We start from the raw sequence: 20,279 nt of genomic DNA on the forward strand, positions 1-20,279 counted from the left end.
CGAATCGCGCCGCCTTTGGTATACTACTGCCCCGTCCTAGTGCTTTCTTACAAGCACGTATTTTCAAACTCATTTTCTCAGGTTCAGCATGACTACAAGGTATATCTTCGTTACTGGTGGCGTTGTTTCATCACTAGGTAAAGGCATTGCAGCAGCATCATTAGCTGCAATTTTAGAGGCCCGCGGTCTCAATGTAACCATCATGAAACTGGACCCTTACATTAACGTTGATCCGGGTACCATGAGCCCAACCCAACATGGCGAAGTATTTGTTACTGAAGACGGTGCAGAAACAGATCTCGACTTGGGTCACTACGAGCGTTTCATCCGTACTAAGATGAATCGCCGTAATAACTTCACTACCGGTCGTATTTACGAAGAAGTATTACGTAAAGAACGTCGTGGCGATTATTTGGGCGCAACCATTCAGGTTATCCCGCACATCACTAATGCAATTAAAGAAAAAGTATTAGCAGGTGGCGAAGGCCATGATGTCGCTATCGTCGAAATCGGCGGTACTGTGGGTGATATCGAATCCTTGCCGTTCCTAGAGTCTATCCGTCAGCTCGGTGTTGAGCTGGGTCGTGATCGTACTCTGTTCATGCATTTAACCTTAGTGCCTTTCTTAGGTGCTGCAGGCGAAGTGAAAACTAAGCCAACTCAACACTCAGTGAAAGAGCTGCGTTCTATCGGTATTGCACCAGATGTGCTGGTTTGCCGTGGTGATCGTGCGATTCCTGCGAATGAAAAAGCCAAAATTTCGCTGTTCTGTAACGTCGAAGAGCGTGCGGTTATTTCATTAAAAGATGTTGATAGTATTTATAAAATCCCAGCTTTGTTACGTTCACAAGGTTTGGATGACTTAGTGGTTAAGCGTTTCGGTTTAGAATGCCGTGAAGCGGATCTGTCTGAGTGGGAAAATGTTATTTATCAAGAAGCTAATCCAAACGGCGAAGTCGTTATTGGTATGGTGGGTAAATACATTGAACTGCCAGATGCCTATAAGTCAGTCAACGAAGCATTAAAACACGCAGGCCTTAAAAACCGCGTATCAGTGACCATCAAGTATATTGATTCACAAACCGTAGAAGCTAAAGGCGAAGAAGTCTTACAGGGCTTAGACGGTATCTTAGTACCAGGCGGTTTTGGCGAGCGTGGTGTTGAAGGTAAGATACTGGCGGCAAAATTTGCCCGTGAAAACAATCTACCGTATTTCGGTATTTGTTTAGGTATGCAAGTTGCCCTGATTGAATTTGCGCGTAATGTTGCAGGTATGGCTGATGCACATTCAACTGAATTCAATAAAGAAACACCGTTCCCAGTTGTGGGTTTGATCACTGAATGGATTGACGAAGAAGGTAATGTTGAGCAGCGCCATGAAGCGTCTGACTTAGGTGGCACTATGCGTTTAGGCGCTCAATTGTGTCATTTACTCGAGGGTTCAAAAGCGGCTCAAGCCTACAAAGGTAATAGCTGTGTAGAACGTCACCGTCACCGTTACGAAGTGAACAACAAATACAGAGAGCGTTTAGAGCAAGCTGGCATGATCTTCAGCGGTTTGTCTTCTGATCGTAAACTGGTGGAAATGATCGAACTAAAAGATCACCCATGGTTTGTTGCAGGTCAATTCCATCCTGAATTCACCTCAACGCCGCGCGATGGTCACCCATTGTTCGAAGGGTTTATTGCTGCGGCAAGTGCGCATCAAAAACGTGATCTGAAGTAAGAATATTTAAGGCCGGACCCGCGACAGTGGTGCCGGCCTTTTGCTACACTCGTCGCGACTTGAAACATAAGAATTTAATACCTCTGGGTATAAACAGCATGGGTATCCGTTGCATCTGTATGGAAGCAAACCGTAAATGGAGTTTGGTTATTTTCTGCGGTATGTGACTTCCATTTATTCCCATAGGTATTGGTTTTTTCTTTTATCTTTAAACTTAAATCGAGGGTGTTATGGCTAAGATTATTAACGTGATTGGTCGCGAGATTATGGATTCTCGTGGTAACCCAACTGTTGAAGCCGAAGTGCATTTAGAAGGTGGTTTTGTGGGTATGGCTGCGGCGCCTTCTGGTGCATCAACCGGTAGCCGTGAAGCGTTAGAATTACGTGATGGCGATAAGAGCCGTTATTTAGGCAAAGGCGTATTAACCGCTGTTGCTAACGTAAACGGTGTCATCCGCGCTGCATTATTAGGCAAAGATGCGACTGCACAAGCTGAGCTTGATCAAATTATGATCGACTTAGATGGCACAGAAAACAAAGACAAGTTAGGCGCAAACGCGATTCTGGCTGTGTCTTTAGCGGCTGCTAAAGCAGCAGCAGCATCTAAAGGTATTCCTTTATACGCGCATATTGCTGAATTAAACGGTACACCAGGCCAATATTCTATGCCTGTGCCTATGATGAACATCTTAAACGGTGGCGAGCACGCGGATAACAACGTTGATATCCAAGAATTCATGGTGCAACCTGTTGGCGCGAAAACCTTCCGTGAAGCACTGCGCATGGGCGCTGAAATCTTCCATACGCTGAAAAAAGTATTGCACGACAAAGGCCTAAGCACTTCTGTGGGTGACGAAGGTGGTTTTGCACCTAACTTAGCGTCAAACGCTGATGCGTTAGCCATTATCAAAGAAGCGGTTGAACTGGCTGGCTACAAGTTAGGTACTGATGTCACGTTAGCGCTGGATTGCGCTGCATCTGAATTCTACAAAGACGGCAAATACGATTTAGCGGGCGAAGGCAAAGTCTTCGACTCGAACGGTTTCTCTGATTTCTTAAAATCATTGGCTGACCAATACCCAATCGTGTCTATCGAAGATGGCTTAGACGAATCAGATTGGGATGGCTGGGCTTATCAAACTCAAATCATGGGCGATAAGATCCAATTAGTGGGCGACGATTTATTTGTTACTAACACTAAAATCTTAACCCGTGGTATTGAAAACGGTATTGCTAACTCAATCCTTATCAAGTTTAACCAAATTGGTTCATTGACTGAGACTTTAGCGGCTATTCGTATGGCGAAAGAAGCGGGTTATACCGCCGTGATTTCACATCGTAGTGGTGAGACTGAAGATTCAACCATTGCTGACTTAGCCGTAGGTACTGCTGCTGGCCAAATCAAAACCGGTTCACTGTGTCGTTCTGACCGTGTTGCTAAATACAACCAATTGCTGCGTATCGAAGAGCAATTAGGTGAAAAAGCGCCATACCGTGGTTTGAAAGAGATCAAAGGTCAGGCGTAATTTAATATTTGATGTAAAAAGGCCACCACTTGGTGGCCTTTTTTGTTGTACTATCTGCTGTATATTTTTTTAATCCAAGATACTGACGCTAATTCCTCCATGAAATTTTTTGTCATTGCACTCATAGTGCTACTCGGTGTACTGCAATTCCGTCTTTGGTCGGGAGGTAATAGTCTTCCTGAATATTTCGTTCTGCAAAAACAAATTGCCGCCCAGCAAGAAGGTAACGCCAAACTCAATGAGCGTAACCAAGTGCTGAAGGAAGAAATCATCGATCTGAAAAGTGGTACAGAAGCCATCGAAGAGCGCGCACGCAACGAACTTGGCATGGTTAAAGAAGGCGAGACCTTCTATCGCGTCGTGGGTGGTGAGCGCTCGGTATCGAGTCCATCTCAGTAATATGGAGTTAGGATGACAGAGCTAGGACATTTAGATCTTGGATTAAATGAACAATCCAATCCCGATAGTCAATCTGATCTGGTAACACAAATTGAATTGCAGCGCCAAGCTGAGCATGTCACTCAAGCTGTGGTTGCCATCGTTCCCGCCGCAGGCATAGGTAGCCGTATGGGCGCCGACAGACCTAAGCAATATCTTGAGGTGTGCGGCCAGAGTATTCTTGCTCATACCTTAGATAAGCTCTTGTCCCATCCGCACATTTCTCAAGTGATCGTCGCCTTACATTCGAACGATACTATCTTCGATACCTTGCCACAGGCCGTGCACCCCAAATTGATTACAGTATTAGGTGGCGGTGAGCGCGCTGATTCTGTGTTGGCGGCGCTGCAAATTGCGCCCGAGCACAGTTGGGCCTTAGTGCATGATGCGGCAAGACCTTGTTTAACCGCGACGGATATCGACAAGTTACTCGCATCCAGAGTGCAATTTCCCCAAGGTGCTATTTTGGCTATGCCTGTGCGCGATACCATGAAGCGCGCGAATAAACAGGGTGAAATCAGTGCCACTGTGTGTCGCGATAATTTATGGCATGCATTGACGCCGCAGTTATTTCCAGCACAGCAATTAAAAAATTACCTCAATGCGGCTCTGGCTGCAGGTGCGGTAGTCACAGATGAGGCTTCGGCGATGGAATGGGCGGGGATATCACCCGGACTCGTTTCGGGCCGTGCTGATAATATAAAAGTAACGCATCCCGACGATTTAGGGCTAGCCGAACTGTTTTTGATGCGTGCCGTTAAATAGTCATAATCAAAGTAAAATAATACGTTAGGAATATTAAATGAAAATCCGTATCGGCCATGGTTTCGATGTGCATAAATTTGGTGCGGCGCGGCCACTTATCCTTTGTGGCGTGGAAGTACCCTATGAAACAGGCCTAGTCGCACATTCAGATGGTGATGTGGTACTGCATGCGATTTCCGATGCCATCCTCGGTGCTTTAGCGCTCGGTGACATAGGAAAACATTTCCCCGATACCGATGCCGCCTATAAGGGGGCTGATAGCCGCGTATTGCTGCGTCATTGCTATGCTTTAGCGAGAGCGAAAGGCTTTGTGCTAGGCAATCTTGACGTCACTATCATAGCCCAAGCTCCTAAAATGGCACCGCACATAGAGGCAATGCGCCAGATATTAGCCGCCGATTTAACCGCGGAACTTGACGATATTAATGTCAAAGCGACCACGACTGAACAGCTTGGATTTACCGGGCGTAAAGAAGGTATTGCGGTAGAAGCCGTGGTACTTATGGCCCGCAAACACGATTAACTTAAGAGTAAAAAAGTCCCATGAGCGAATTACATTATCTGTATGGTAAGCCTTTAGGTACAGCAGATCTAAGAACCCAAAATAGCGATTTTATCGTGAAAGAGATTTTGCCTTTTAGCCCGACGGGTGAAGGTGAACATCACATGCTGCATGTACGCAAAGAAGGGCTAAATACAGTACAAGTCGCTGAAATGATCGCTAAGTTTGCTAAGGTGCATCCAAAGGAAGTGACCTACGCTGGGCAAAAAGATAAAAATGCCATCACAGAACAATGGTTCGGTGTGCGTATTCCTGGTAAAGAAACGCCTACTTGGAAGGAGCTCAATAGCGATCGTTTGACTATATTGTCGAGCAGCCGCCACAGCAAGAAACTGCGAATTGGTGCCTTAGTCGGTAACCGCTTTATTCTTACCCTGAGAAATGTCACCCAAGTGGAAGACATTATCAGTCGTATCGAAAAGGTCGCTCAAGTGGGCGTGCCCAATTACTTTGGTGAGCAGCGCTTTGGTCACGATGGCAAAAACTTAGTGTTTGGTCGCCAAATGATGGCGGGTAAAAAAGTCAAAGACAGAAATAAGCGCAGCATGTATTTGTCTGCCGTGCGCTCAAATCTGTTTAACACTGTAGTGTCGTACCGATTAGCCAACCATGGCACTAAGCCTTTAGCGGGTGATTGTGTGATGTTAGCGGGCAGCAAAAGCTTCTTTGTTACGCCTGAATGGGATCTCATCGTATTGAAGCGTCTGATTGAAAAAGACATTCAACTTTCTGCACCATTGTGGGGGCGCGGCATGATGTTACCCCAAGGTGAAGCTGCTGCGGTGGAAACCTTAGCCATGAGTGAGTTAGCTGACGATTGCTATGGTTTAGAGCACGCCGGATTAGAGCAAGAACGCCGTCCGTTACTGCTTGAGCCCCAAGGCCTTAAATACGAACAAACCGCCGATGGCTTAGTGCTGGAGTTTGTGTTGCCTGCGGGCAGTTTTGCAACATCGTTATTGAGAGAGTTGGTTAATTATCAAGATGTTAAAGAGCAGCAATGGCAAGCTACATTGGTGCAGGAGCCTGCGCCTGAGGTAATTAACGCTAACGTAGTGGCTAACATTGATACTGTTAAGACTGAAGCAGAGTCATGATCCGTATCCTTGTTAGCAATGACGATGGGATTAATGCTCCAGGTATCAAAGCCTTATCTGAGGCTTTGGCTGAAATTGCGACTGTGCTGACTGTGGGGCCGGATCGAAATTGCTCTGGTGCGAGCAACTCATTAACCTTGACTAATCCATTAAGAATTAATAGGTTAGATAATGGCTATATTTCCGTTCACGGTACACCGACAGATTGCGTTCATTTGGCTATCCGAGAATTATGTGATGGCGAACCTGATATGGTGGTGTCTGGCATCAATGCGGGGGCAAATATGGGTGATGACACCTTATATTCGGGGACGGTTGCCGCCGCGATGGAAGGACGCTTTTTAGGTTTTCCTGCAATAGCAATTTCGCTTAATGGCCGTAAATTCGAACATTATCAATCGGCTGCTGTTTATGCTCGGCGGATAGTTCAAGGTTTGTTGGCCCAGCCTTTGGCAAAAGATCAGATCTTAAATGTGAATGTGCCTGACTTGCAACTTGATCAAATTAAAGGGATCAAAGTGACTCGCCTCGGTGCTCGTCATAAGGCCGAAGGCATAGTGCGAACGCAAGATCCTGCCGGACGTGAAATCTTCTGGCTTGGTCCACCGGGACAAGAGCAGGATGCCACAGAGGGCACTGATTTTCATGCTATCGCCAATGGCTATGTTTCAATTACGCCCTTGACGGTTGATTTAACCGCCTACGGACAACTAACGGCATTGCAAAATTGGGTAGATAAAATATGACTCGAGTTGCCTTAACATCGGCGGTGAATTTAGCTAAAAAGCTTCAAGATGCGGGGATCCGTAATCAAGCCGTGTTAAAGGCGATATCGCATACGCCGCGAGAAATGTTTCTCGATAATGCGCTAGCCCATAAAGCTTATGAAAATACGGCTTTGCCAATTGGACAAGGGCAAACCATTTCGCAGCCTTATATCGTTGCCCGTATGAGCGAACTCTTACTGCACAAGATGCCACAGCGAGTGTTAGAAGTGGGGACGGGATCGGGCTATCAGGCAGCCATTTTGGCTCAATTGGTGCCTCAGCTTTGTACTATCGAACGGATCAAAGGTCTACAAATTCAAGCAAGACAGCGTTTAAAACGATTAGATTTGCATAATGTGTCGTTTAAATATGGTGATGGTTGGTTGGGATGGGCTAATCGTAGTCCGTTCGATGCCATTATGGTGACTGCGGCGGCGGCGACTATACCAGAGGCTTTGCTGTCTCAGTTGGCTGATGGAGGGGTGTTAGTCTTACCTGTGGGAGAGGATACTCAACAATTGATGCGTATTACGCGCACTGCTGACCGCTTTAGTTCTGAAACCATTGAAACGGTTAAATTTGTACCTTTAATTAATGGAGAGTTAGCTTAACCTTGTGTTGTGCTACTGTGTTAAGCGAAGTGCTTGTTTTGCACAGAAGGCGTCATTTTCTCATCATAAACAGTAATACAACCTTACCAAGGAGTTTTTATTGTTGAATGCGGGTTTACTCTTAAACCTTTGCTTTATATTTCTGCTTGTAGGCTGTAGCTTTCAGGCCAGCAGACCCGCACCCGTCGAAAATATTTCCCATAGCTACTCTAAAAATAGCAAAGGCCACATTAAATCGAATTCATATAAAGTTAAAAAAGGTGACACTCTCTACTCTATTTCTTGGGCTGCAGGGAAAGACTTTTCTGAAATAGCTAAACTTAATCAATTAGATAACCCTTATACAATTTACCCTGGACAGATTTTATATTTAACTAATGCTAAATCTAGTAACCAATCAAAATCTACGACTTTAGATGGAAATATAACGGATAATTCAGATGCTAACTCAAGTAAAAGTGATAAAAAACAATTAGATGATAAGGTTTATCAGTCTAATGCTAAGTCAAGTGACGATCTGAAAAAAACACTTGATCAGAAAGCTAAGCCCGCGTACCTTGTAACAAGTTCCCAACAAAATGTTAACCAACTAATGGTTCCACCCACCTCAACACTGCCAGCCAGTGTGAGTCAGTGGCAGTGGCCAGTAAGAGGGAAGTTAATCGGAACTTATTCTGCCAATGAGCAGGGAAATAAAGGTATTAAGATCGCGGGAAATCGGGGAGATATCATCAAAGCTGCTGCAGATGGGCGGGTGGTATACGCAGGAAGTGCTCTTAGGGGTTACGGTAATTTAGTGATTATTAAACATAGTGACGATTACCTTAGTGCTTATGCTCATACGGACAAGATCTTAGTCAAAGAAAAGCAACATGTCCTCGCAGGGCAGACTGTTGCAAAAATGGGCAATACAGGTGCCAATCGGGTAATGTTACATTTTGAAATTCGTTACCATGGACAGTCTGTAAACCCACTTACTTATTTACCTAAACAATGATTGTTTGGGGCCTTGTTGGCAAATGGAGGATAGGAAATTGCACTAATTCAGCAGTTTAATTAGGTTTGGGAGATTTGATCATGAGCCGCATAAATAGCACTGCCGCAGAAGCACTAGTAGATTTTTCCGCAGAAACCGTAGACTTTGATCTTGAAAAAGAAGAAGTTGCCACCGATCTAGTCCAAGAGCTAGGAATAGAACAACAGGTCCAAGATGACCTGCAAAAAAATCTTGATGCCACTCAACTTTATCTAGGTGAGATTGGTTTTTCCCCACTGCTTAGCGCAGAAGAAGAAGTTTACTTTTCCCGTAAGGCCTTAAAAGGTTGTGCAAAATCCCGTAATCGCATGATCGAAAGTAATTTACGTCTCGTCGTAAAAATTGCACGTCGTTACAATAACCGCGGCTTAGCACTGCTCGATCTTATCGAAGAGGGTAATTTAGGTTTAATTCGTGCCGTAGAAAAGTTTGACCCAGAAAGAGGTTTTCGTTTTTCAACCTATGCGACTTGGTGGATCAGACAGACGATTGAACGCGCTATCATGAATCAAACTCGTACTATTCGTTTGCCGATTCATGTTGTTAAAGAACTCAACGTATACTTGCGCACAGCCCGCGAATTAGCACAAAAACTGGATCATGAACCTACAGCGGAAGAAATTGCTGAAAAACTGCAAGTTTCTAGCTCTGATGTGAGCCGCATGCTTAAGCTGAATGAAAAAATTACCTCTGTTGATACGCCTTTGGGGGGCGATAACGAGAAAGCATTATTAGATGTATTGGCCGATGATGATAGTGTTGGCCCTGACTATAAAGTGCAAGATGAAGACATCTCTAACTCGGTTGTGAAATGGCTTAACGAGTTGAACACAAAACAAAGAGAAGTATTAGCCCGTCGTTTTGGTTTGTTAGGTTATGAACCTTCTACGCTTGAAGATGTGGGGGCTGAAATTGGTTTAACCCGTGAACGTGTTCGTCAAATCCAAGTGGAAGCATTAAAACGCTTACGTGATTTATTGGGTTCTCAAGGTTTATCTGTTGAAGCTTTATTTAGAAACTAATATCTGTCTTATGGTGCCTTTCAGAGAAGCTATCCAGAAATGCACTTAGTGTGAGATCACGTCATAAAGTAAAACGCCCACTATAGAGTGGGCGTTGTTATTTTTAGGCTTTTATTTAGATCACCTGATGTCTAGCTCAAGCGTTTCAGTTCATAGAGCAAATCAAGCGCCTGTTTTGGCGTTAAGTTATCGGGATTAATGCTACTTAATTTAGTCAAAGCTGGATTTTCAACCGGTTCAGGTAAAGCGAGTAAGCTTTGAATGGGCGTCCTCGTTCCTTCTGGTTGGTGATCGCGACTCTCCAATTGCTGCAATTTATGTTTCGCTGCTTTAATCACTTTGTTTGGCACGCCGGCAAGCGCCGCAACTTGTAAGCCGTAGCTTTTACTGGCGGCGCCTTCTTGTACTGCATGCATAAAGGCGATGGTATCATCGTGCTCTATGGCATCAAGGTGCACATTGTAAACACCTGCCATTAAGTCAGGTAATTGAGTTAGCTCAAAATAATGGGTAGCGAATAGGGTCATAGCCCCGACTTGCTGGGCTAAATACTCTGCTGCCGACCAAGCTAGCGATAAACCATCATAGGTGGATGTTCCACGGCCGATTTCATCCATTAACACTAAACTACTGGCAGTGGCATTGTGCAGGATGTTGGCAGTTTCAGTCATTTCGACCATAAAGGTTGAGCGGCCAGAGGCCAGATCGTCTGATGCGCCAATACGGGTAAAGATGCGATCAATCGGGCCAATCAGGGCGCGATCTGCTGGAACAAAACAACCAATATGGGTCATCAGTGTAATCAAGGCGACTTGACGCATATAGGTCGATTTACCGCCCATGTTGGGTCCGGTGACAATCAACATACGTCTTTGATTGTGCAAGGTCACTGGGTTAGCGATAAACGGCGTTTGGCTAACACGCTCCACCACTGGATGGCGACCTGCGTCTATTTGTACGCCGATATCTTGGCTCAGCTCTGGACAAGTGTAGCCTAAGGTTTCGGCACGCTCGGCAAAGTTACTCAGTACATCAAGCTCAGCCGCTGCTCTAGCAAAAGCCTGTAATTCATGTAATTTCGGCAGAATAAGATCGAATAACTGTTCCCATAACTGCTTTTCGAGTGCCAGCGCTTTACCTTGGCTCGAGAGGACTTTTTCTTCGTATTCCTTAAGTTCAGGCGTGATATAACGCTCCATATTCTTAAGTGTTTGGCGTCGTTGATAATTGAGCGGTACTTGTGAGGATTGCAGGCGGCTTACTTCGATGTAATAACCGTGTACGCGGTTATAGCCGACTTTAAGTGTATTGATGCCAGTTCGTTCTTTTTCTCTGGCTTCAAGTTGTACTAAGTAATCACTCGCTCCTTCGCTCAGACCGCGCCATTCATCTAGTTCGCTGTTATAGCCTTCACGGATCACCCCACCATCGCGGATAAGCATAGGTGGATTATCGACTATCGCGCGCTCAAGCAGGGCTTGCTCAGCGGGGAACTCACCTAAGTGTTGACGCAATTGAGTCGTGTGCGGCGCGCTCAGTGTACTTAAACTCAGTTGTAATTCAGGCAATAAGCCCAGTGCTTGACGTAAACGTGCAAAGTCCCTTGGACGGGCAGTGCGCAGGGCTAACCTTGCCATGATACGTTCGATATCGCCAAGTGCCTTTAGCTGCTCATGCAAACCTTCGTGGGCTGCGGTATCGAGCAGTTCAGTCACCGCCTGTTGACGAGCCTTGATTTGCTTAGGATCTCGCAGAGGCTGATGGACCCAGCGTTGTAACATACGGCTGCCCATAGGCGTTGCCGTATTATCCAATACTGCCGCTAAGGTATTATCGCGGCCACCGGCAAGGTTTTGAGTTAATTCTAAATTTCGGCGAGTTGCCGCATCGAGTACTATGCTATCGGTTTGATTGAAGCGGATAATGGCATTGATATGGGGCAGTGCCGTGCGCTGTGTGTCTTTGACATATTGCATCAAGCAACCCGCAGCCTGCAGTGATAAACGTGCATCTGCGATGCCAAAACCATGTAAGTCTTTAGTGCCGAACTGGGCCAGTAGTAACTTGATACTCGTATCGTAATCAAATTCCCACTCGGGGCGACGGCGTTTGCCTTTAAAACCGTTAAGTAGACCTAGTTCGCCAAAGTCTTCACTGTAGAGAATTTCAACGGGATTAGTGCGTTGCAATTCTGCTTCTAATGACTCTCGGGTGTCGAGCTCTGCAATCACAAAACGTCCGGATGAAACATCTAATGTGGCATAACCAAAACCGACTTTACCTTGATAAACCGCGGCTAACAGATTGTCTTGGCGCTCTTGTAGCAACGCTTCGTCGGTTAAGGTGCCTGGCGTGACAATTCGCACCACTTTACGTTCTACCGGTCCTTTAGATGTCGCGGGATCGCCAATCTGTTCGCAAATCGCAACTGATTGACCAATTTGAACTAATTTTGCAAGATAGCCTTCCACAGCATGGTAAGGAAGTCCCGCCATCGGAATAGGATCGCCACCACTTTTACCGCGCGCAGTGAGTGAAATGCCTAACAGCTCAGAAGCACGTTTAGCATCGTCATAAAACAACTCGTAGAAGTCACCCATGCGATAAAACAGCAACATATCGTGATGTTCTGCTTTCATCGTCAAGTACTGACGCATCATAGGAGTATGTTTCTCTAAATCATCGGTATCAATTACATTCATTAAATCGTTATCGTCCGTTGTGACTGCCTAAAGGCGATACAGTTTGTGTGGTTAAGGGTGATTAAGCGCTATGGAAGCGGAAGACTGCTGTACAATTTTCAGCTAAAAAGACCACGCAAAATTTGTTGCGCCAATCTTAGCAATAATTTAGCGAAAATTGAGCCCTTAACGATGGATATTGATCAAAGGGAGCTATTATCTGATTTGATATTCGCTAAAACCTTGGTCATATTAAAAATCCTATCAGCTAAAAATAATTCAGTCACAGGTCTTGATACTGTATGATTGTACAGTATACTAGTCAGCAGAATTAAGACAAAAAGCGCGGCTTTTTGAATTACCCGTTTGTAAATTGAATATCACTTTTGACAGCTTAATGCTTGTCTTGATGAGGGAACAGGAATGAAGGTCGATCCAAATAAAGAGAAAGCACTTGCTGCGGTATTGATCCAAATTGAGAAACAATTTGGTAAAGGCTCCATCATGAAGCTGGGCGAAGATCGCTCTATGGATGTTGAGACCATTTCTACCGGTTCTCTGTCTCTGGACGTTGCTTTAGGTGCTGGCGGTTTGCCAATGGGTCGTATCGTTGAGATCTATGGTCCTGAATCATCAGGTAAAACAACACTGACTTTAGAAGTGATTGCCGCAGCGCAACGTGAAGGCAAAACCTGTGCCTTTATCGATGCAGAGCATGCGTTAGACCCTATTTATGCTAAAAAATTGGGCGTAGATATTGATAACCTGCTGTGTTCGCAACCGGATACTGGCGAGCAAGCGCTTGAGATTTGTGATGCTTTAACTCGTTCAGGCGCTGTTGACGTTATCGTAGTCGACTCAGTGGCGGCATTAACGCCTAAAGCTGAAATCGAAGGCGAAATTGGTGATTCTCACATGGGCCTAGCGGCGCGTATGATGAGCCAAGCCATGCGTAAACTTGCGGGTAACTTAAAGCAATCTAACACCTTACTTATCTTCATCAACCAAATTCGGATGAAGATTGGTGTGATGTTCGGTAACCCAGAAACTACAACCGGTGGTAACGCGCTGAAGTTTTATGCTTCTGTTCGTTTAGACATTCGCCGCACTGGTGCCATTAAAGACGGCGATGAAGTGGTCGGTAACGAAACTCGCGTTAAAGTGGTGAAAAACAAGGTTGCAGCGCCGTTTAAGCAGGCCGAATTCCAAATCCTTTATGGCCAAGGTATTAACCGTACTGGTGAGTTAGTTGACTTAGGCGTAGCCCATAAGTTGATTGAAAAAGCGGGCGCTTGGTACAGCTATAAAGGTGATAAAATCGGCCAAGGTCGTGCTAATGCTGGCAAATATCTGACTGAAAACCCAGCTATTGCTGCTGAAATTGACAAGACGCTACGTGAGTTGCTTTTGAGTAATCCGAGTGCCTTGGCTGCCAAAGCTGATGATAGTACTGAGGACAATATTGATTTAGAGACAGGCGAAGTATTCTGAGTCAGTCAGCCCATCAAATTGCGGTCGCGCTGTTAGCGCGCCGCGATTATTCCCGTTTACAAATCCGCGATAAATTGCTCGAAAAAGGTTTCGAACTTAACGATATCGAACCTGTACTCGATGCTTGCGAATCCTCCGGTTTTATTAATGATGCTCGTTATGCCGAACTGTTGGTGCGAAGCCACATCAGTCGAGGCCACGGTGCAATACGCATCCGCCAAGCAATCGCACAGAAAGGCTTATCTAAAGACTGTATTGAAGCCGCTTTGGTTAATTGTGATTGTGACTGGTTTGAGCTAGCAAAAGATAAAGCCACCAAAAAATACGGTGTTCCTCGCGTAACAGAAGTGAAGGGCTCTAAAGCTCGGGATCTCATCGCAAAGGAAAAGGCCAAACGAGTGCGTTTTTTAATGGGCCAAGGCTTTAGCTACGATCAAATCACTTACGCACTAGATTCAGATCCCAATGATCTCGATGAAAATTATTAAATTTGGAGCTAAGACTGTAAAAGCTCATCTAAATATCATCAATGAGTCTTGTCCATTTCGTACTCCACATTAGACTCACTTGCTTAAATATTGTCCGTGCCGCGATAAACTTACACCGTCTTTATTTGTGCTTTATCTTGTCGTTTTGCTTCTAGTGACTCTGGTGTGGGCGATTCACGCTAAAATATTAAATTCCTGATGTGTATATCACCAATCAAGACTGGTCGTCCTTCCTTAGTCTGCTTATAATGCTGGGCAAATAGAAATACGGCTAGCCTAAGGCGTAGCTGGTAATGCTTACCCAATTCAGGATGATTTCATGTATCAAACTACAGCAGAGCTCAGAAGCGCTTTCCTCGAATTTTTCCGCAGCAATGGTCATCAAGTTGTGGACAGTAGTTCATTAGTGCCAGGCAACGATCCCACACTTTTATTTACCAATGCAGGCATGAACCAGTTCAAGGACGTGTTTCTTGGTATGGACAAACGCAATTATACGCGTGCGACCACTGCTCAACGTTGTGTACGCGCCGGTGGTAAACATAACGATTTGGATAACGTTGGCTACACAGCACGTCATCACACCTTTTTCGAAATGCTAGGTAACTTCAGTTTTGGAGATTATTTTAAAGAAGAAGCGATTCGTTTGGGCTGGACTTTTTTAACTGAAACGTTAAAGCTGCCGAAGGAACGTCTGTGCGTCACTATTTATCAGACAGATGATGAAGCCTTTGAAATCTGGAATAAAAAAATTGGTGTCGCTGCCGAGAACATCATACGTATCGGTGACAATAAAGGTGCTGCCTTTGCGTCAGATAACTTCTGGCAAATGGGTGATACCGGTCCTTGTGGTCCATGTACTGAGATTTTTTATGATCATGGTGATCATATTTGGGGTGGCCGTCCTGGCAGTCCTGAAGAAGATGGCGACCGTTTCATCGAAATCTGGAACATCGTTTTCATGCAGTACAACCGTCAAGCATCGGGTGAAATGTTACCTTTGCCTAAGCCATCGGTTGATACTGGCATGGGGATTGAGCGTATCGCCGCGATTATGCAAGGCGTACATTCTAACTACGAAATCGATATTTTCCGTACTTTGATCGCTAAAGCGGCAGAAATCATCGGCGTAAGCGATTTAACCGAGAAGTCACTGCGCGTCATTGCCGACCATATCCGTTCATGTGCATTCCTTATTGCCGATGGCGTTATGCCGTCGAACGAAGGCCGCGGTTATGTGCTGCGCCGCATTATCCGCCGCGCAGTTCGCCATGGTAACAAGTTGGGCGCGACCGAAGCTTTCTTCTATAAGTTGGTTCCATCTTTGATTGCGGTGATGGGCGATGCGGCTAAAGGGTTAGCTGAGACGCAAGTCATTGTTGAAAAAGCGCTGAAAGCGGAAGAGGAGCAATTTGCCCGTACGCTTGAACGTGGTTTAGGTATTTTAGATACGGCCTTAAACGAGTTGAAAGGCGACACTTTAGACGGCGAAACCGTATTTAAGCTGTATGACACCTACGGCTTCCCAATGGATTTGACCGCTGACGTCTGTCGTGAGCGCAACATCATTGTCGATGAAGCAGGTTTCGAAGTCGCCATGGCTGAGCAACGTAGCCGCGCCCAAGCTGCTGGTAACTTTGGTGCAGATTACAACGCAGCGCTGAAAATCGATGCTGAAACCGCATTCACTGGTTACACCGAATTAGCGGGCCAAGCTAAGGTCACCGCGATTTATCAAAATGGTGAGTCAGTGACGGCGATCAAAGCGGGTGATGAAGCCGTTGTCGTGCTCGATGTAACACCTTTCTACGCGGAATCTGGCGGTCAAGTAGGCGATAAAGGCCAATTGGTTGCAAACGGTATTGAGTTTACGGTAAACGATACGCAAAAGTATGGTCAAGCAACGGGCCATCAAGGTGTTTTGGCTACAGGTAGCTTGAGCGTTGGCCAAGTTATTGAAGCGAAAGTGGACAAAAAACTGCGTCACCGTACACAGTTAAACCATTCTGTTACGCATTTACTGCATGCCGCACTGCGTCAAGTGCTCGGTACTCATGTCTCGCAAAAAGGTTCTTTGGTTGATCCTGAGCGTTTACGTTTTGACTTCTCCCATTTCGAAGGCGTAAAAGCTGCTGAATTAAAAGAAGTTGAAGAATTAGTTAACACTCAAATTCGTCGTAACCATGAGCTGAAAACCGCTGAAATGGGCATAGATGAAGCTAAAGAGAAAGGCGCTATGGCACTCTTTGGTGAGAAATATGATTCACAAGTGCGTGTTGTGACTATGGGCGATTTCTCTATCGAATTGTGTGGCGGTACCCATGTGGGTCGCACTGGCGATATCGGCTTATTTAAAATCACCTCTGAAGCAGGTATTGCTGCGGGTGTACGTCGCATCGAAGCCGTGACTGGTGCTGCCGCTATGGCTTATGTGGCGCAGCAACAAGCTGAACTGGAAGAAGCTGCAGCCTTATTGAAAGGCGATGCCAACTCAGTGGTGGCTAAGTTAAAAGCGCAGCTCGATAAGATGAAACAACTCGAAAAAGAAATGGCGCAGTTGAAAGATAAGCTAGCGGCCGCAGCGAGTGCAGACTTAGTGGGCGATGCCGTTGTAGTTAATGGCGTTAACGTACTGATCAAAAAATTAGACGGCGTTGAGGCAAGTTCACTACGTGGTTTGCAAGATGAATTAAAACAGAAATTGAAATCGGCCATTATCGTTCTTGGTACCGCGCAGGAAGGGAAAGTTAACCTGATCGCGGGTGTGAGTAACGATCTGATCGGTAAAGTCAAAGCGGGTGAGCTAGTCGCTATGGTCGCTGCACAAGTGGGCGGTAAAGGCGGTGGTCGTCCTGATATGGCTCAAGCGGGCGGTAGCCAGCCAGAAAATCTGGATGCGGCATTGGCTCAAGTATTACCTTGGATTACTGAGCGTCTAGCTTAAGAGGTTGCTGTGCCCCAAAAACGAAAGCTTAGTGGTAGCAAGCTTTTTGTGAAAAAGTTCGGCGGCACTTCGGTGGGTTCTATTGAACGTATCGAAGCAGTCGCTGAGCAGATTACAAAGTCAGCTCACAATGGTGAGCAGCAAGTCTTAGTTTTATCAGCGATGGCGGGTGAGACTAATCGCTTGTTTGCACTGGCAGCACAAATTAATCCGCGGGCCTCGGCGCGCGAATTAGACATGTTAGTGTCAACGGGTGAGCAAGTGAGCATTGCCTTAATGTCGATGGCGTTACAGCGCCGCGGCATAAAGGCGAAATCCCTTACAGGCGATCAGGTACAAATTCATACTAATAGTCAATTTGGCCGCGCCAGCATCGAGCGAGTGGATACTGAGTATTTGCAATCACTACTAGCCGATGGTGTTGTGCCGATCGTTGCAGGGTTTCAAGGTATCGATCCTCAAGGTGAAGTGACCACCTTAGGGCGCGGTGGTTCAGATACCACAGCTGTAGCCTTAGCGGCGGCGTTAGAAGCTGATGAATGCCAGATTTTTACTGACGTGGCTGGGGTATTTACCACAGATCCGAATATTGATAGCAGTGCCCGTCGCCTCGATGTGATTGGGTTTGATGTGATGCTCGAAATGGCAAAGCTCGGCGCTAAAGTACTGCATCCCGATTCTGTCGAATACGCAGAGCGTTTTCGTGTGCCATTGCGAGTCTTGTCGAGTTTTGAAGCTGGGCAGGGGACGTTAATCCAATTTGGCGACGAGTCTGAACTCTCTATCGCCTCGCTAGTCCAAGGTATTGCGATTAATAAGTCACTGGCAACGCTGACGATTGAAGGGCTGTTTACTACCAGTGAACGCTATCAAGCGCTGTTAGGCTGTTTAACGCGATTGGAAATCGATGTGGAATTTATTTCTCCATTGAGGATCCACGAGGATGATCCTTCGGGTCGAGTCAGTTTTATGCTCGCTGAAGCTAAGGTCGATACTCTACTTAATGAGCTCGAAGGCTTAAGTGAAAGCCTCGCACTCGGGCCATTGATTATCGAACGTCAACGTGCAAAAGTATCTTTAGTTGGCAAAGGTTTACAGGCAAAAATGGGATTATTGACTAAGATGTTAGAAGTCTTGGGTAATGAAACTATTCATGCTAAGTTACTCACGACGTCAGAGAGTAAATTATCAACCGTTATCGATGAAAGGGACTTACACAAGGCGGTTCGGGCGTTACATCACGCTTTCGAGCTAAATAAGGTGTAATTAAATAACCGTTTGAGTATTGAATACTATTAATTTGTACTAAGCTGACCTTATAATAAGCCCATCTACCGGATGAGTGCCGTGTGTAAGCTGAATTAAGAAATAAAGGAGCTATCGAATGCTGATTTTGACTCGTCGTGTTGGCGAAACACTGATGATTGGTGATGAAGTCACAGTTACAGTGCTAGGGGTAAAAGGCAATCAAGTGCGTATTGGTGTGAATGCACCAAAAGAGGTTTCTGTTCATCGCGAAGAAATCTACCAACGCATTCAATCTGAAAAATCAGGTACACCATCGGAAGGTGGTAACTTTTAGTACCTTGTTTTGGCAAGCGTACTACGGCAACAGAAGAGTCAGTTTTTTAACTGGCTTTTTTATTTTTTAGACCGAAAGATTGGCGTAAATCAATACATTGGCTTGATATAACAGCAATGTGATTAAAAACAGTTCAAATGGAATCTGTTTCGGAAAAAGGGTTTGACTTATTTTCGTCAAACAGTAATATGTGCGCCAAGAAAACGGAGAGGTGGCCGAGTGGCCGAAGGCGCTCCCCTGCTAAGGGAGTATGGGCTTTAACTCCCATCGAGGGTTCGAATCCCTCCTTCTCCGCCATTTCTTAAAGATAGAAAACAGTGCGCGTGTAGCTCAGCTGGATAGAGTACCTGGCTACGAACCAGGCGGTCGGAGGTTCGACTCCTTCCACGCGCACCATTTTTTATTAGTGTTTGATGTAAAAGTAAATTTAGATACAAGTCGCGCGTGTAGCTCAGCTGGATAGAGTACCTGGCTACGAACCAGGCGGTCGGAGGTTCGACTCCTTCCACGCGCACCATCTCTGCATTAGTTAATCTTTAACTCATCAGTTTTGAATTTCATAAGAAATTTTGTAGATAATTGCTTATAGCAAAGAGTTAAAATGCGCGTGTAGCTCAGCTGGATAGAGTACCTGGCTACGAACCAGGCGGTCGGAGGTTCGACTCCTTCCACGCGCACCAATTTAAATTAATGTGATTTAAATCGTATTAATGTTTTACCGTTTAACATGCGCGTGTAGCTCAGCTGGATAGAGTACCTGGCTACGAACCAGGCGGTCGGAGGTTCGACTCCTTCCACGCGCACCAATTTAAATTAATATGATTTAGGTCGTATTAGTGTTTTACCGTTTAACATGCGCGTGTAGCTCAGCTGGATAGAGTACCTGGCTACGAACCAGGCGGTCGGAGGTTCGACTCCTTCCACGCGCACCAATATAGTTAACGAGATACGTCTTGTTGATTTAAAGCGTTAAACGCGGAGAGGTGGCCGAGTGGCCGAAGGCGCTCCCCTGCTAAGGGAGTATGGGCTTTAACTCCCATCGAGGGTTCGAATCCCTCCTTCTCCGCCATTCTATTCTTTTAGTCGAGAAGAATAGAATAAATTTGCGAGATAAAAGTGCTTATCCTAGACTCAATATTGATTGGATCTTAGAAGTACAAAAACGAGTTTGCGCGTGTAGCTCAGCTGGATAGAGTACCTGGCTACGAACCAGGCGGTCGGAGGTTCGACTCCTTCCACGCGCACCATATAGATAAGCCCTGCAAGCAATTGCAGGGCTTTTTTATTTTCAGTCTGTAGTGATGTGATGGACGCCTCAGCACCTAAGCTTGCAGTATTATGCCAAGCTTAAAGCTGACAAATAGTTCTGGAGGTTTCCATCATGGATATTAAAGTTATTGGTATCGATTTAGCCAAAAATGTTTTTCAAGTTTGTGTTTGTCTTATGGATAACTCTGTCATGAGTAACAAAAAGGTTAACAGAAACAAGCTGCTCGATAAAATTAGACAATTCCCCGAAGGTAGCCTTATTGCTATGGAGGCC

General features: G+C 45.5%; 16 protein-coding genes, 8 tRNA genes and 1 pseudogene. 24 read left to right on the forward strand and 1 reads right to left on the reverse strand.

Annotated elements, in window-relative coordinates; genetic code table 11:
• The first annotated feature begins 88 nt into the window (after positions 1 to 88).
• The 10 genes from L5M71_RS18305 (at position 89) to rpoS (ending at position 9,550) form a co-directional block, all read left to right on the forward strand.
• The gene (locus L5M71_RS18305) at positions 89 to 1,726 is read left to right on the forward strand and encodes a CTP synthase (RefSeq protein WP_012587102.1); all 1,638 of its coding nucleotides are present in this window, start codon (positions 89 to 91) and stop codon (positions 1,724 to 1,726) included.
• Between the two features lie 230 nt (positions 1,727 to 1,956).
• Positions 1,957 to 3,252, forward strand: coding sequence for a phosphopyruvate hydratase (eno, locus tag L5M71_RS18310; protein WP_105251763.1), 1,296 nt, complete (start codon positions 1,957 to 1,959; stop codon positions 3,250 to 3,252).
• 99 nt (positions 3,253 to 3,351) lie between these two features.
• Positions 3,352 to 3,651 carry a cell division protein FtsB gene (gene ftsB / locus L5M71_RS18315; protein ID WP_105253074.1) on the forward strand — a complete coding sequence of 100 codons (300 nt, stop codon included), beginning with the start codon at positions 3,352 to 3,354 and terminating at the stop codon, positions 3,649 to 3,651.
• Between the two features lie 12 nt (positions 3,652 to 3,663).
• Positions 3,664 to 4,455: a 2-C-methyl-D-erythritol 4-phosphate cytidylyltransferase gene (gene ispD / locus L5M71_RS18320; RefSeq protein ID WP_212601489.1), complete on the forward strand. Its 792-nt coding sequence runs from the start codon at positions 3,664 to 3,666 to the stop codon at positions 4,453 to 4,455.
• Between the two features lie 37 nt (positions 4,456 to 4,492).
• On the forward strand, positions 4,493 to 4,978 hold the full coding sequence (gene ispF / locus L5M71_RS18325; RefSeq protein WP_168822943.1) for a 2-C-methyl-D-erythritol 2,4-cyclodiphosphate synthase: 486 nt from the start codon (positions 4,493 to 4,495) through the stop codon (positions 4,976 to 4,978).
• A gap of 20 nt (positions 4,979 to 4,998) precedes the next feature.
• Positions 4,999 to 6,114 carry a tRNA pseudouridine(13) synthase TruD gene (gene truD, locus L5M71_RS18330; RefSeq protein ID WP_168822946.1) on the forward strand — a complete coding sequence of 372 codons (1,116 nt, stop codon included), beginning with the start codon at positions 4,999 to 5,001 and terminating at the stop codon, positions 6,112 to 6,114.
• Positions 6,111 to 6,860 (forward strand): 5'/3'-nucleotidase SurE, encoded by a 750-nt coding sequence (surE, locus tag L5M71_RS18335; RefSeq protein WP_263208903.1) that lies wholly within the window; start codon positions 6,111 to 6,113, stop codon positions 6,858 to 6,860. Before truD ends, surE begins: the two co-directional genes overlap by 4 nt.
• The gene (locus tag L5M71_RS18340; RefSeq protein WP_028761363.1) at positions 6,857 to 7,492 is read left to right on the forward strand and encodes a protein-L-isoaspartate(D-aspartate) O-methyltransferase; all 636 of its coding nucleotides are present in this window, start codon (positions 6,857 to 6,859) and stop codon (positions 7,490 to 7,492) included. The genes surE and L5M71_RS18340 overlap by 4 nt, the downstream gene beginning before the upstream one ends.
• Positions 7,493 to 7,592: 100 nt before the next feature.
• Entirely contained in the window at positions 7,593 to 8,489 is an 897-nt protein-coding gene (locus L5M71_RS18345) for a peptidoglycan DD-metalloendopeptidase family protein (RefSeq protein WP_263208905.1), read from the forward strand.
• A gap of 80 nt (positions 8,490 to 8,569) precedes the next feature.
• Positions 8,570 to 9,550 (forward strand): RNA polymerase sigma factor RpoS, encoded by a 981-nt coding sequence (rpoS, locus tag L5M71_RS18350; protein ID WP_263208907.1) that lies wholly within the window; start codon positions 8,570 to 8,572, stop codon positions 9,548 to 9,550.
• Between the two features lie 131 nt (positions 9,551 to 9,681).
• Here rpoS and mutS read toward each other — a convergent pair whose 3' ends face one another.
• Positions 9,682 to 12,252 (reverse strand): DNA mismatch repair protein MutS, encoded by a 2,571-nt coding sequence (gene mutS / locus L5M71_RS18355; RefSeq protein ID WP_263208909.1) that lies wholly within the window; start codon positions 12,250 to 12,252, stop codon positions 9,682 to 9,684.
• Positions 12,253 to 12,654: 402 nt separating this feature from the next.
• On the opposite strand from mutS, the gene recA reads away from it, so the two are divergent.
• The 14 genes and pseudogenes from recA to L5M71_RS18425 form a co-directional block, all read left to right on the forward strand.
• A complete protein-coding gene (gene recA / locus L5M71_RS18360) occupies positions 12,655 to 13,722 on the forward strand; it encodes a recombinase RecA (protein WP_105251812.1) in 1,068 nt (355 codons plus the stop codon).
• Positions 13,723 to 13,739: 17 nt separating this feature from the next.
• Positions 13,740 to 14,210, forward strand: a complete 471-nt coding sequence (locus tag L5M71_RS18365; RefSeq protein WP_411569134.1) for a regulatory protein RecX — start codon at positions 13,740 to 13,742, stop codon at positions 14,208 to 14,210.
• Positions 14,211 to 14,529: 319 nt separating this feature from the next.
• Positions 14,530 to 17,154 (forward strand): alanine--tRNA ligase, encoded by a 2,625-nt coding sequence (gene alaS / locus L5M71_RS18370; RefSeq protein ID WP_263181230.1) that lies wholly within the window; start codon positions 14,530 to 14,532, stop codon positions 17,152 to 17,154.
• Positions 17,155 to 17,163: 9 nt separating this feature from the next.
• The gene (locus tag L5M71_RS18375) at positions 17,164 to 18,420 is read left to right on the forward strand and encodes an aspartate kinase (protein WP_220590833.1); all 1,257 of its coding nucleotides are present in this window, start codon (positions 17,164 to 17,166) and stop codon (positions 18,418 to 18,420) included.
• 118 nt (positions 18,421 to 18,538) lie between these two features.
• Complete coding sequence (gene csrA / locus L5M71_RS18380; RefSeq protein ID WP_006082602.1) at positions 18,539 to 18,736, forward strand: carbon storage regulator CsrA; 198 nt, start codon at positions 18,539 to 18,541, stop codon at positions 18,734 to 18,736.
• Between the two features lie 205 nt (positions 18,737 to 18,941).
• Positions 18,942 to 19,033: transfer RNA gene (locus tag L5M71_RS18385), tRNA-Ser, on the forward strand.
• Between the two features lie 22 nt (positions 19,034 to 19,055).
• A tRNA-Arg gene (locus L5M71_RS18390) sits at positions 19,056 to 19,132 on the forward strand.
• Positions 19,133 to 19,176: 44 nt separating this feature from the next.
• A tRNA-Arg gene (locus L5M71_RS18395) sits at positions 19,177 to 19,253 on the forward strand.
• 86 nt (positions 19,254 to 19,339) lie between these two features.
• Positions 19,340 to 19,416, forward strand: a tRNA-Arg gene (locus L5M71_RS18400).
• A gap of 49 nt (positions 19,417 to 19,465) precedes the next feature.
• Positions 19,466 to 19,542 (forward strand) — tRNA-Arg (locus L5M71_RS18405).
• Positions 19,543 to 19,591: 49 nt separating this feature from the next.
• Positions 19,592 to 19,668: transfer RNA gene (locus tag L5M71_RS18410), tRNA-Arg, on the forward strand.
• A gap of 45 nt (positions 19,669 to 19,713) precedes the next feature.
• Positions 19,714 to 19,805: transfer RNA gene (locus L5M71_RS18415), tRNA-Ser, on the forward strand.
• Between the two features lie 101 nt (positions 19,806 to 19,906).
• Positions 19,907 to 19,983: transfer RNA gene (locus L5M71_RS18420), tRNA-Arg, on the forward strand.
• A 134-nt stretch (positions 19,984 to 20,117) separates the two neighbouring features.
• Positions 20,118 to 20,279 (forward strand): annotated as a pseudogene (locus L5M71_RS18425) (IS110 family transposase); the annotation flags it as partial.

Origin of the sequence: Shewanella sp. SW1 (genome assembly GCF_025653545.1) — a bacterium.
In the GTDB taxonomy this organism is placed as follows: Bacteria; Pseudomonadota; Gammaproteobacteria; order Enterobacterales; family Shewanellaceae; genus Shewanella; species Shewanella oncorhynchi.